Below are 12,218 nucleotides of genomic sequence, written 5' to 3'. Positions count from 1 at the left end.
GGATGAGGAGCCCGCATGCTAGGGGCTGTTTCAGGGCGCGTTGATCGTCACGGCCACCGTGCCGGCCGTCGTCTGGCCCAGGTTGTCCTTCAGCGTGATGACGAGGTTGCTGCGGCCGGCCACCGGGCTGGCCCAGTTCACCGCGATGCCATTGCTGCTGCCCGAGAAGCTCATGCCGCTGGGGGCGCCGCTGATGCTGATGCTCAAGGACGTAGCGCCCGGCGCCGAGTAGCCAATGGTGGCGGACAGGGCCTTGCCGGCGGTGCCGCTCAGGCTGGTGGTCGTCAGCTTGGGCGCGCTGGTCGTCGTCGTCGTCGTGGTCGTTGAGGTCGACACGCTGGCGCCGCTCAGGCTGGTCAACAGCGCGCTGACGTTGGGCGTGCCCCAGCCGGTCTGGGTGTCATAGCCGGTCTTGGCCGTGCAGTTGGTGCAGCTGCCGTTGCTGCCCGTGGCCACGTCCTTGAAGGCGGCGGCGTAGGTCGTCGGCACAGCGCCGATCTGTTGATACAGGGCGGCGTGCGGCTGGCCGAGCAGGGCCTTGGCTGACGCGGCGCGCATTGCGTTGGCGACGGCCAGCAGGCCGGCCCATTGCGGCGTGGCCAGGCTGGTGCCACCGGCACTGACCCAGCGCGTCGTCGCCGTGCCCGGGCTGATCAGGGCGACGTATTGGCCGGAGTTGGGGTCGGCATTGAAGGCGACGTCGGCGACGGCGCGCTTGGCATAGCCGCCGATGGTGCCGCTCTGGTAGCTGGGCAGGGCGGTATAGGCGCTGGTGCCGCCGCCGGTGCCGCTCCAGGTGGTTTCGCTGCGGGTGCCGCTGCTGTAGCTCAGCGTCGTGCCGCCGACGGCGACGACGCGGGTCGACACCGAGGGCCAGGACACAGCCGCGCCGTCGTCGCCGGTGGCGGCGAGGTAGCTCATGCCGGTGCCGGCGAAGGCGCTGTCGTAGCTCGACGTCCAGCTGCCCTCGGCCGCGCCGAAGCTCATGGACACGACGCCCGCGCCCATCTTGTTGGCCAGCGCGACGGCCTTGGACAGGCTGGCCACGCCGGCGTCGGGGGCTTCGATGAGGACGATGCGGGCCAGCGGTGCGGTGGCGTGGGCCCATTGCACGTCGAGTGCGATCTCGGTGGCCCAGCCGCTGTCGTAGGCCGGGGCGGTGGCGGTCAGGGCGCCGGCGCTGGTGCTGTAGGCGATGACCAGTTCGCAGCTGGTGCTGGACGCGCTGGCCAGCGGCAGGCTGGCATTGGCGGCCAGCGTGCGCGAGGAGCAGGTCGGCAGCGCGAACTTGGCGTTGAAGGCGGCCAGCTCGGCCGCGATGTTGGGGTCGTGCTTGGCGTTGACGATGTAGAGGGTCTGGCCGGCGCCGAGCTGGGCGGCCTGGGCCGCCGTCAGGCCGGCGGTGCTGGCCGGCAGGGCTGGCTGGGCGTAGGCCGCGCGGATCTGGGCCGGCGTGTAGGTCGTCACCGCGGTGGACGATGCCATGGGCGCGGCCTCGCCTGCGCCTGCCGAGAAGGCGCGGGGGCGCATGGTGTCATCCAGGCGGTCGCGCGTCAGGCCCTTGGTGGCGATGCTGGCCAGCGCGTGGCTGCGATGCGGTGCGGCGCCGTTGTCGGGTTCTTCGAGGTCGACGGCGGCAGTGTGGAAGGTCGGCTGCGCGACGACGTTGGCGGCGGCTGCGGCGCCTTCGTCAAGGTCCACGCTCAGATTGATGACCGAGGCCGCCTCGTTGACCTGGACGGTCGGGCTGTCGCTGGCACCGCCACCGCAAGCGGTCAGGGCCGCGGCGGTCAGCAGGCTGAGAGTCCAGGAGAGGTGACGGGTACTGCGCATGGCCGGGTTCTCGTACGAAAGAGGGCCACGCCGATCAAGACCTTGGGTCTTGGCGGCCCCGCTGCCGTGGCACTTGCGTGCTGCAAGTGCTGTAGGCCGGTGGCTTTGCGTCCCCGCCTTTCGACGGGTTTGCCCTCAGGGTTGTGAAACAGGTTCAGTCTAGGCGCCGGGGTGTCGGCACGCGCGCCTCGGTGCGGTGCGTACGTGACTTCTGCCTCGGCGGGCGGCGTGAGCTTTCGACCCCGCCAGTCTGGGTTTCGTGAGTTACTGCCGTGTCGTTGCTTTGTGTCACAGGGGACACAAAAACCAGCTCATGCGGGCGCGATCTCGACAGCGACGCCGGACAGCACGGCGTTGCCCGACAGTGGGTCGCGCGCCGCGTCGTCCAGCAGCTCGTTCATGTTGACGCCGGGCCGCTCGCGCGCCACGCCGAGCACCACGCCGTCCAGGTCATGCCCCCAGCCATGCGGCAGGCTGACGACGCCGGGGCTCATGTCGGCGCTGCGCTCGACGCGCGCGATCAGCTCACCGACCGCGCTCTTGATCTTGGCGAACTCGGCCAGGCCCAGGCGGTCCGCGTCGCCTGGGTTGACCAGCAGCGTGCAGCGGTCCGGGCCCTTGGCCAGCACCGGCAGGTTGTGCATCCAGCTGTTGCCCGAGCGCGTGTCGCGCCGGCCGATGAGGCTGAACTCGGGCGCCGGCTCGGTCTTGACCTGAGCGAGGTCGGCCAGCACCGAGGGCGGCGCCAGTTCGATCTTGCCGCTGGGCGTGCGCAGGATCTCGGGGATGCGGGCGGTCAAGGCGCCGAGGTCGATGCCACCGCCTTCGACCGTGCTGGCGGCCCTGACCTTGGCCAGGTTGATGCCATCCGGCTTGCGGCCGAACTGGTCGCCATAGGGGCCGACGCGCAGTTGCAGGTCGATGAGGCGCTCGGGGCCGCGCCAGGGTTGCAGCGCGGCGAGCACGGCGGGTGTCTGGTCGCCGGCAAAGCGCTTCACATCGGCCTCGATGGCTTCGTCGTCAAGCTGGGCCACGTCCACATCGACGCCGCGGCCTTCGAGCAGGGCGCAAAGGCGCAGGATGGTCTGCCATTCCTGCGGCGTGCCGGCCGGCGCATCGAACACCGGGCCTGAGAAGCGCGCGTGGTTGCGGTGGCTGAGCTGTGGGAAGGCGACGTCGTAGTGCAGATCCTCCAGCGGCGACAGGCCCGGCAGGATGACGTCGGCGTGGCGGCTGGTCTCGTTGACGTAGATGTCCATGCTGAGCATGAAGTCCAGGCTGTCCAGGGCCTTGGCGATGCGCGGGCCACCGGGCGCCGACAGCACGGGGTTGCTGGCGATCGTGATCAGCGCCTTGATCTGGCCTTCGCCTGGCGTCTCGATCTCCTCGGCCATGACGGTGATGGGCAGCTCGCCGAAGACCTCGGGCGCGCCGGACACGCGGCTGTGGCGCCGGCCGGTCGTGATGCCCTTGCCGCTGCCCGGCTTGCCCTGGGTGTTGGGCGCGAAGGCCGCGGCCTTCGCGAACATCGCGCCGCCTTCACGGTCGAGATTGCCGGTCAGCGCATTGATGAGATCGACCAGCCAGGAGTTGACGGTGCCGAAGCGCGTCGTGCAGGTGCCGATGCGGCCATAGACGGCGGCATGCGGCGCGCTGGCGAGCTCGCGGGCGATGCGGCGCTGCGTCTCGGCGGGGATACCGCAGCCCGCAGCCGTCACCTCCGGCGCGAAGGGCAGCACGGCGGCGCGGGCTTCTTCCAGGCCGTTGATGTGCTCTGCCAGGCGGCCGAGCTTCACCAGCCCTTCGTCGAACAGCGTGTGCGCGATGCCGGCCAGCAGCAGTGCGTCGCCACCCGGGTGGATGGCCAGATGCTCGTCGGCCGCCGCGGCCGTCTCGCTGCGGCGCGGGTCGACGACGACGATGCGCCCGCCGCGCGCCCGCATGGCCTTGGCCTTGCCGCGGTAGTCGGGCACCGTCCACAGGCTGCCGTTGCTGATCATCGGATTGCCACCGAGGATGAGCAGGTAGTCGCAGCGCTCGATGTCGGGCAGCGGGATGGACAGCCAGTGGCCGAACATCAGGCCGGCGCTGAGCTGCTTGGGCATCTGGTCCAGCGTCGAGGCGCTGAACGCATTGCGCGTGCCCAGGGCCCGCACGAGGCGCGGCGTGTAGGCCAGGAGGCTCACCTTGTGCGCGGCGGGGTTGCCGATGGTCATGGCCACCGAGTCGGGCCCGTGCTCGCGCCAGACGGGCAGCAGGCGTTTCTCGATCTCGGCAAAGGCCTCATCCCAGCTCGCCGGCACGAACTTGCCGTCGCGCTTGATCAGCGGCGTGCGCAGGCGGTCGGGGTCCTCGTGCAGGTCCTTCAGGCTGACGCCCTTGGGGCAGAGATAGCCATGGCTGAAGACGTCGTTGTCGGCGCCGCGGATGCTGATGACCTTGGCGCCCTCGGTCTTCACTTCCAGGCCACAGCAGGCCTCGCACAGGGGGCAGATGCGGTAGTGGCTTTCGGGCATGGCTGGTCTTTCGTGGTTTGCGGCCGATTCTGCGGCGCGAAGACTAGCCCTGGCGTCAACCCGGCGACATGACCCGACAGGTCATTGACCGCGCGGCGCCAGGTCCTCGAGGGGCTCCACTCCGCGCTTCACGACGCCGGCCAGACGATCTCGCGCCCGTCACTGCTCCGCAGCGTCCAGACGCCGGCGTCGATCCCGGCCCGCAGTTCCCGGAAATCCGGGTGCTCACGGGCTCTTCGCGCATCCGGGTCGGTGATGCCGACCCAGAGGTCACGGCCGCTGGCCTTGGCGACGTAGAGACATTGGTCGGCCAGCGCCACGGTGTCGTTCCAGTCCGCCGGCGCGGCGCCCTCGACATCCTGTCGCAGGGGGTGGCAGGCGTAGCCGATGGAGCAGGTCTTGCGCAGCACCTGGCCATCGTCCAGCACGAAGTCGTGGGCGGCGATGCTGGCGCGCAGTCGCTCGGCCAGTACGTGGATCTCACCGGCATTGGCCTGGCGGGCGAAGACGAGGAACTCCTCGCCACCCCAGCGCACGAGGGTGTCGGACTCGCGCAGCTGCCGTTGCAGCACGGTGGCGCACTGCCTGAGCACCGCGTCGCCAGCCGCGTGGCCGTGCACGTCGTTGACGGCCTTGAAGTGGTCGATGTCGATCATCATGAAGACGACGTCGGCGTTGGCCGGCGCGTCACCCGCGTTGGCGCGCAGGCGCCGTGCCTGCGCCAGGTCGTCCTGCACGCTGCTGACCAGGTGGCGGCGGTTGCGCAGGCCGGTCAGGGGGTCCGAGAACGCCATATCGCGCATCGCCTGGTAGGCCCGCTTGACGTGATGGCGGCTGACGGCCGCGACGATGGCCGCCGCCAGCCCGGCCACGGCGGCCAGCGCCAGCAGCCAGTGGAAGCGTTGCTGATACTGCTGCTCATGCTCCAGCGCTTGGATCTGACGCTGGCGCTTGTCGGCCTCATAGGCGGCCTGCGCCTCGGCGATGCGCTTGTGGTCGGCGGCCTTGCGCACCTCGTCGCTCAGGCGCTTGAACTGCATCGCCGCCTCGTAGGCTTGCGGGTAGTCGTGGGCGAAGGCCAGCTCCTCGGCCAGCAGGCCCTGGACGTCAGCCGCGTTGGTGGCCATGCCGGGTGTGGCGGTGAAGGCGGCGATGGCCTTGCGTATCCAATCGAGGCCGCCGGGCCGCCCCAGCCGGTTCAGGGCAATGCCCTTGTTGACCCAGCAGATCCACAGTGACTCCTTGTCGCCGGTGCGTTCGACGAGGGGCATGGCCTCCTCGGCATAGCTCAGCGCGGCGCGGTAGTCCTTCTTCTGCAGGGCGACGTCGGCCAGGTTGGTCGCTGCGACGGCGAGGTTGTAGTTCCTCAATTCGTCCCGCGCGGTGGCCCGGGCCTTGAGCAGCGCCTCGTGCTGTTCGTCGGGGCGCCCGAGCAGGCCGAGAAAATAACCCTTGCGCAGGTAGTAGCTGGACAGGGCGGAGCGATCCCCTGCGGCCTCCGAGACGTCGATGGCCCGTTGCACCGTGCGCAACGCTTCGTCGACGCGACCGGAACGCGAATGCACGAGGGCCATGTAAGTCAGCGCCTGCGCGAACTCGTAGACGGCGTCGGGGCGCTCATCGAGGATGCGCAAGGCCTGCGTCAACAGCTCCGTGGCCTCGGGCAGCCGGCCGACGCCGAACGTGGCCATGCCGGCAAGCCGCCAGATGTCCGCCGCTATCAGGCGCGCGTCGGCATCCGCTGCGTCCCTCGCCAGCGCTGGCAGCCGGGGCGCGACGCGCTGGTAGCGCTTGAGCACGTCATCGTGGCGGTGCGCATCCACCAGCGCCATCATCTCCAACCGGTCGAAATGCAGCCGTTCCTGCTCGTCGCGGGCCTCCCGCCGGCCGATGCCGGCCTGGGCGACGGCCTCCTCCGTCCGGTCCAGGCGCTCCAGGTCGCGCACCAGGCGCGTACGCAGCCAGCGGCGATCCTCGGGCGCCAGCCCGGCTGCGGCGAGCGCCTGTTGGGCCAGTGCTATCGAAGCGGCAGGCCGCCGGCGATCGTCCGCGGCGATCCTGGCCTTCAGCTCGGCGATGTCCAGGGCGGGCGCCTGGGCACCGGGAGCGGAAGCCGCACTTGCCGCCGCAGGCGCCTGAGCCAGGCCGGCGACCGGCATGCCGAAGGCCGTGCATCCGGCCAACACGGCGGCCGCAAGCCGCGCAGCGGATCGCATCGCAGTCCTTCCGATGCGAGACCGGTCCGTTCGAAGATGTCTTTGCGCCATAGCCGGCGAATGCGCGCCCTCGATGCCTTGGGCTGCCCCGCTGGGAGAGTCTATGGTGCCGCCCGCCGCCGCGCACCGCTGCCGTTGTCTTTGGAAAAAAGGATGCGTGCAGCTTTCCTCGCGCGGAACGCCCCTGAGCTACCAGTTGCCGATGGCCGGGTTCTCGTAGCTGAACTCGTTGGGCACGCCGGCGTCGAAGTTGGTGTACGAGAAGGACATGCTCATCTCCAGCGACGACACCTGGTGCCACCAGCCCAGCGGCAGGAAGAGGGTGTCGCCGGGCTCCAGCACCGTCTCCAGCACGACGGCCTCGCGCAGCCGCGGGTAGCGGTTGTAGTCGGGGGCGTCGAGGTCGATGGGGCTGTAGACGCCCATGCGGTTGTAGAGCAGGGGCGTCTGCAGCGGCGACACGAAGCGCCAGCGCTTGCGGCCGACCACCTGCGTGTGGAAGAGCATCAGCGTGTCGTGATGCAGCGGCGTGCGCGTGCCGGCCGGGCCGAACCAGAAGGAGGCGGCGGTGTGCAGCAGGGCCGGGTCGCAGATGGGCGGCATGCGGCCGATGTCCTGCAGCAGCGGCATGAACTCGGGCCGGCGCAGCATCTCGTCGTTGGCCGTCAGGTAGTGGTCGTTGGTGGCGCCGCCGCTGACGACGAGGTCGGCGAACTCCGAAACCTTCATGCGCTGGCGCAGTTTTTCCTTGTTCTGCTCGAACAGCGTGTCGGTGTTGCGGCCCACCTGCACGTCGACCTCGAGATGGCCGAAGCGCTTGCTCAGGTCGGCCGGCGACCAGCGCTTCATGGCCGGCCAGTCCTCGGCCACGTCCGTCAGCACGACGGGCCGGCAGCCGTAGACATACTTCTCCAGGAACTCGTCGCGCACGACGCCGCGGCGCTTCTCGACGACGGCATAGCCCGGGTCCTGCTGCCAGACCTTCTGCAGGTTGTTGCAGACCGACTCCAGCTTGCGCAGCATCTGCTGATGGCGGCGCGCGGCCTGGAAGACCGGGTCCTGGTCGATCTGGCCTATGGCGGCGGCGGCGGTCTCGGTGTCCTGGCCGGCCGTGACCATGGTGTCCAGCATGGAGGCGGGCGCGCAGTCCCAGAGCCGGTTGTCAGCCAGCCACAGCAGCCAGTCGGGCGACAGGTCGAGCAGGGCCGCAGGGCGGGGCCGGGGCGGAGGCTTGATCGGGGAGAGCGTCATGGCGGCAAGGGGTGTTGATGGCCAGCGAGCGGCATTGTGGGGCCGCCGAAACTGGTATGGCCGCGAGGTCCTAGGGGAGGGCCCGGACGATGCGCTCCACCACTTGGCGGCCGGCCAGTGTCCATGGCGCGATGAGTTCAAAGTGGCCTGCATCGTCGAGCGTGACGACCTCCACCTTGTCGCCCAGTGCAGCCGCCTTGGCGCGGTAGTCGTCGCTGGCGGCGGGCGGCACGATGCGGTCCTGCGCGCCCTGCATCAGCGTCTGTGGCAGGTGCAGCGGCAGCAGGGCCAGTGGCGAGGTGTCCTGCAGCAGGGCTGGGGTCGGCGCACCGCCCAGCAATTGATCCACCGACGCGCCGCAGAGCTTGGTGCGCGACGCAAAGGCCAGGTCGGGGATGCCGGCCACGGCGACAACGGCGGGAATGGGCAGGGGCGCCTCGGCCTTCAACGGGCCTGCGGTGATTCGCGGCCTGGCGGCGGCCCACAGCGCCAGGTGCCCGCCGGCCGAGTGGCCGGTGGCGACGAGGCGCTTCAGGTCCAGCGGGTAGCGCTGGGCCAGCACGCGCAGCCGGTCTGTGCCGCGGGCCACGTCATCGAAGCTGCCGGGATAGCCGCCGCCCGCATGGCCGACGCGGCGGTAGCTGATGCTCCACACGGCCACGCCGGCGGCGCGCAGCGCATCGGCCTGGAAGGCCAGCAGCTCGGGCCCCGGCAGGCTGGACTGCCAGCAGCCACCATGGATCATCAGCGCCACCGGGTGCGGGCCTTTTCCCTTGGGCAGCCACAGCTCGCCGAACTGCTGCGGCGCATCGCCATAGGCCAGGCGCATATCGGGCTGCGGGCGGTCGGGCCGGTCGAGGATCTGCAGGAAGCTCAGCGTCTGGGCGGACGCCGACAGAGCGATGGGCAGCACGAGGCTCATCAGCAGGCGCGGGATCAATCGCATGGTTGCAGCCAGTCTTGCAGTTGCTTCAGTACTGCGGCATCGGTCTGGAGGGCCAGATGGCCCAGGCCGGTGAAGAGGGCGGTGTCGGTGAAGGCCAGGCGGCGGGCCGGCGAGCGGTGCTGGCCCAGCGCGCTGGCCACGGGCACGAGGCCATCGCCCAGCCAGCGGGCGGGCGAGCCGCTGGGCTTTTTGGAGGTCGTCGCCGCCACGGCATAGCAGGCCACGCCTTCCGGCAGCGGCAGCACGCTGGCCTTGCCGGCATCGGCTTCGATCAGGCTGGCATGGCGCAGGTCGCGGATGCCGGCGCTGCGCCGCGCGGCCAGCAGGGCCAGCGGGCGCGAATAGGCGCTGACGTTGAGCAACTGCTGCACCTGCTGGCCACCGCGTTCCAGCGGCGCGCCCTGGTGTGGCGTGCCCAAGGTGACGAGGCATTGCAGGCGCTTCAGCCAGCGCCGTCGTCCGGCTTGCGCGATGGCGCTGCGGATCACCAGGCCGCCCATGCTGTGGCCGAGCAGCGTCAGCGGGCCAGGCACGTCGTCGAGCAGCTGGGCGAGCTCTTTGCCATTGCGCCAGATGGGGCGGCCGCTGTTGTAGCGCAGGCCCAGCGGCTGGTAGCCGAGGGCGGCCAGCGCGGCGGGAAAGTCGGCGCCGTCGCGGCGCCATTGCGCCTCGTTCATGCACAGGCCGTGCAGCATGACGAGAGGCGGGCCGGTGGCGCCGTCGACCAGCGGGCGCAGGCTCATCGTCGTGGCCAGCGGGTTGGCGGCGTCCTCGAGGTAGTCGCCCAGCACGCCGTTCAAGGCGGCCTGCACGGCGTTGGCGCGGTCGGCGTCGGCTTGTCCGATGAGTGGGGTCAGCGCGCCGAGCGCCAGGTCGAGGCCACCGCCGACCAACTGGGTCACGCCGCGCACGCTGCGGTAGACAAGGCCGGTGATGCCGGAGGTTCTCTCGCGCTGCTTGGTCAGCGGCAGTCGTGAGATCTCGGCATGCATGGCCTCGACGAGATTCGTCACGCCAGTGGTGGCGTCGATGGCGAGGCGGCTGGCGCCGCGGAGCTGCTGGGGGCTGGGCATGACCCATCATGCCCGCGTTGTGTTGTGTGGGATGCTTTTGCTGCGGTCCTCATGACTCGCGTGCAGTGCCGCGGGAATCCGCCCCGCGAGGGCGGGTAACTTTTCTCTGACGCGCCAGAGAAAAGTCACCAAAAGAGGAGCGCTCAATGCAATCCGCACTCGAGCGGGATGAGGCGCTCGCGTTGCTCGAACCGGGCCGCACCTCGACGCGAACCGCTGCGCTCTCGCCCACCACTTGTCCAGACCACCGCAGCTCGGACCTTCACGCCGCTTAAGTCGCGGCTGCACGCCGGCGCCCGGCAAATACCGAACAGCCGCGCCGCTCGGGCGGCGCTGCATTGGGCTGTTTTCGCGCGCCGCTGGTGGCGGCGCCGCGATCGTGTGCGGTTCAGGGCCTCTTCTTTGGTGACTTTCTTCTGGCCCCGCAGAAGAAAGTTACCCGGCCGCCGGGACGGACTCCCGGCAATGCATCGAGCAACAGCGCTCTACGCAAAAGCAACCCAACCAAACCAAACCTCACATCTGCCTGAACAGATGCGCACAACTCTCCGCCACCAACAGCATCTCGGTGCCGTGCTTCAACTTGATCTGCATGCGCCCCCGAAAGTCCCGGCTGACTGACGCGATGGAGTTCACGTTGACCAGCGTCGAGCGGTGTATCTGCCAGAACTGCTGCGGGTCGAGCTCGTCGATGAGCTCCTTCAAAGGCTTGCGGATCAGCGCCTCGCCGTCCTTCAGCCCCAGCCGCGTGTACTTGTTGTCGCTCTGGAAGAACATCACTTCGTCGACGGTGATGAGGCGCAGCGTCTGGCCCACCGACGCATTGATCCAGCGCAGCGGCGCCCGCGCCGCCGAGGGCGTGGCCGCGGGCCGGGCAACGAGTTCATCCAGCACGCCCCCCAGCTGGGCCGGTGCCTGGCCCAGCCGCGCCTTCAGCCGCGAGATGGCCGTGAACAGGCGCGCGCCGGCCAGCGGCTTGAGCAGGTAGTCGACGGCGCCCTGGTCGAAGGCGGCGATGGCGTACTGGTCGTAGGCGGTCACGAAGACGACATGGGCGCGGCCATTGACCTGGCGGGCCACGTCGATGCCGGTGGCGCCAGGCATTTCGATGTCGAGGAAAAGGATGTCGGGCTGGTGCCGGTCCAGCAGGCGCAGCGCCTCCAGCCCATCGGCCGCCTCGCCGACGATGCTGAGCTCAGGCCACAGCTTGCCGAGCTGCTCGACGAGTTCGCCGCGCAGCGCGGCTTCGTCCTCGGCCACCACAGCCGTGGGTGCAAAAAGGCTCATGCGGGTAAGTCCAGGATGAATTCGGTGCGGTCGGCGCTCGTGCGGCAGAGCAGTTTCGCGCCGAGCACGGCCAGGCGCTCGCGCAGTGAGGCGAGGTCGGCGTCATCGCTGCACAGGCCGTCCTGGTCGAAGCCCAGCGTGATGCTGCCATCGACCCGCAGCCAGCAGTTCCTGGGGTGGCCCAGGCGCACCGCCCGCTGCACCAGCGGCAGCAGCAGCATCGGCGGCAGTTGGGTGGCGCCGCGCGAGCCCAGCTCGCAGTCGAAGGCGGGTGGGTCGCCGTTGAGGTCGCGCAGCAGGTCGAGGTAGCTGGCGATCAGCTCGGCCTCGCCGCCGAGCGTCGCGCCGGCATCGCGAAGCCGCGGCAGGGCCACGCGCAGGTGGCGGATCAGCCGCTCCAGGCGGGCACTGGCGGTCGTGTCTTCGCGGCCATAGGCCTGCTCGACGGAGACGAGGGCGTCGAACAGCAGGGCCGGATCGACCTGGGCCTGCAGCGCGGCCAGGCGCGAGGCCAGCGCATGGCGGCGCAGCTGGCTGTGCTCGCGCAGCAGATCCTGGGCGGCCTGGTCCTGGCGGCGCCGCAGCGTGCGGAACTCCAGCACGCCGACGATCATCAGCGCCGGCATGAAGACCCACAGCGTGTCGCCCACGATGGCGTTGATGCGGAACAACGAGCATTTCATCTTGCCGTGGGTCTGGGCATAGACGTCGCACAGCGACGGCCAGGGCAGGGCGCCAGCCAATGGGTAGATGACGCCCATGGACAGCACCGCGCCCAGGGCCGTGGCCGCCACGAGGCGCTGGCGCCGCGCCGGGTGCGCCGGGTGGCTGCGCGCGGCCGGCAGCCAGCACAGCAGCAGCACGGCGCAGCTGACCAGGGGCAGGCTCAGCTGGCGGGCGATCACCGGCAGCAGCTGGTCGCCGACGCGCAGCTCCAGCAGGGAGGTCAGGTCGATGGCGCCGAAGAGCAGGCCGGCGCTGACGAAGACCAGGGCTTCAGGCCAGCGCAACGAGCGCCAGGATTGCCAGACATGCCGGATCATCTCGTGGACTCCAGCTGCTTTCGCGGGCCGAGCGCTGGGCCGCTCCCGAGCCG

At 70.1% G+C, this 12,218-nt stretch carries 8 protein-coding genes and 1 riboswitch; all 8 genes read right to left on the bottom strand.

The window, feature by feature from the left end; genetic code table 11:
- Nucleotides 1–30: 30 nt before the first annotated feature.
- The 8 genes from AC1D2H_RS22345 to AC1D2H_RS22310 all read right to left on the bottom strand — a co-directional run bounded on the left by AC1D2H_RS22345 (nt 31) and on the right by AC1D2H_RS22310 (nt 12,165).
- Nucleotides 31–1,833, bottom strand: a complete 1,803-nt coding sequence (locus AC1D2H_RS22345) for a S53 family peptidase (protein ID WP_478012503.1) — start codon at nt 1,831–1,833, stop codon at nt 31–33.
- Between the two features lie 48 nt (nt 1,834–1,881).
- Nucleotides 1,882–1,977: riboswitch (cyclic di-GMP riboswitch) on the bottom strand.
- A 167-nt stretch (nt 1,978–2,144) separates the two neighbouring features.
- A complete protein-coding gene (locus AC1D2H_RS22340) occupies nt 2,145–4,349 on the bottom strand; it encodes a molybdopterin-dependent oxidoreductase (protein WP_478012502.1) in 2,205 nt (734 codons plus the stop codon).
- A 128-nt stretch (nt 4,350–4,477) separates the two neighbouring features.
- Nucleotides 4,478–6,565, bottom strand: a complete 2,088-nt coding sequence (locus tag AC1D2H_RS22335; RefSeq protein ID WP_478012501.1) for a GGDEF domain-containing protein — start codon at nt 6,563–6,565, stop codon at nt 4,478–4,480.
- A 189-nt stretch (nt 6,566–6,754) separates the two neighbouring features.
- Nucleotides 6,755–7,816 carry a cupin-like domain-containing protein gene (locus AC1D2H_RS22330; RefSeq protein WP_478012500.1) on the bottom strand — a complete coding sequence of 354 codons (1,062 nt, stop codon included), beginning with the start codon at nt 7,814–7,816 and terminating at the stop codon, nt 6,755–6,757.
- 70 nt (nt 7,817–7,886) lie between these two features.
- Entirely contained in the window at nt 7,887–8,762 is an 876-nt protein-coding gene (locus tag AC1D2H_RS22325; protein ID WP_478012499.1) for an alpha/beta hydrolase, read from the bottom strand.
- Nucleotides 8,753–9,835 (bottom strand): lipase family alpha/beta hydrolase, encoded by a 1,083-nt coding sequence (locus AC1D2H_RS22320; protein ID WP_478012498.1) that lies wholly within the window; start codon nt 9,833–9,835, stop codon nt 8,753–8,755. Before AC1D2H_RS22320 ends, AC1D2H_RS22325 begins: the two co-directional genes overlap by 10 nt.
- 516 nt (nt 9,836–10,351) lie before the next feature.
- Nucleotides 10,352–11,122 carry a LytR/AlgR family response regulator transcription factor gene (locus AC1D2H_RS22315; protein ID WP_477936262.1) on the bottom strand — a complete coding sequence of 257 codons (771 nt, stop codon included), beginning with the start codon at nt 11,120–11,122 and terminating at the stop codon, nt 10,352–10,354.
- Nucleotides 11,119–12,165, bottom strand: a complete 1,047-nt coding sequence (locus tag AC1D2H_RS22310) for a histidine kinase (RefSeq protein WP_478012497.1) — start codon at nt 12,163–12,165, stop codon at nt 11,119–11,121. The genes AC1D2H_RS22315 and AC1D2H_RS22310 overlap by 4 nt, the downstream gene beginning before the upstream one ends.
- Nucleotides 12,166–12,218 lie beyond the last annotated feature (53 nt).

The sequence above is a fragment of the Roseateles sp. P1_C1_2 genome, from assembly GCF_056406535.1.
Note: the sequence above shows the minus strand (reverse complement) of the source record. Positions and strands in the feature narration are given on the sequence as shown.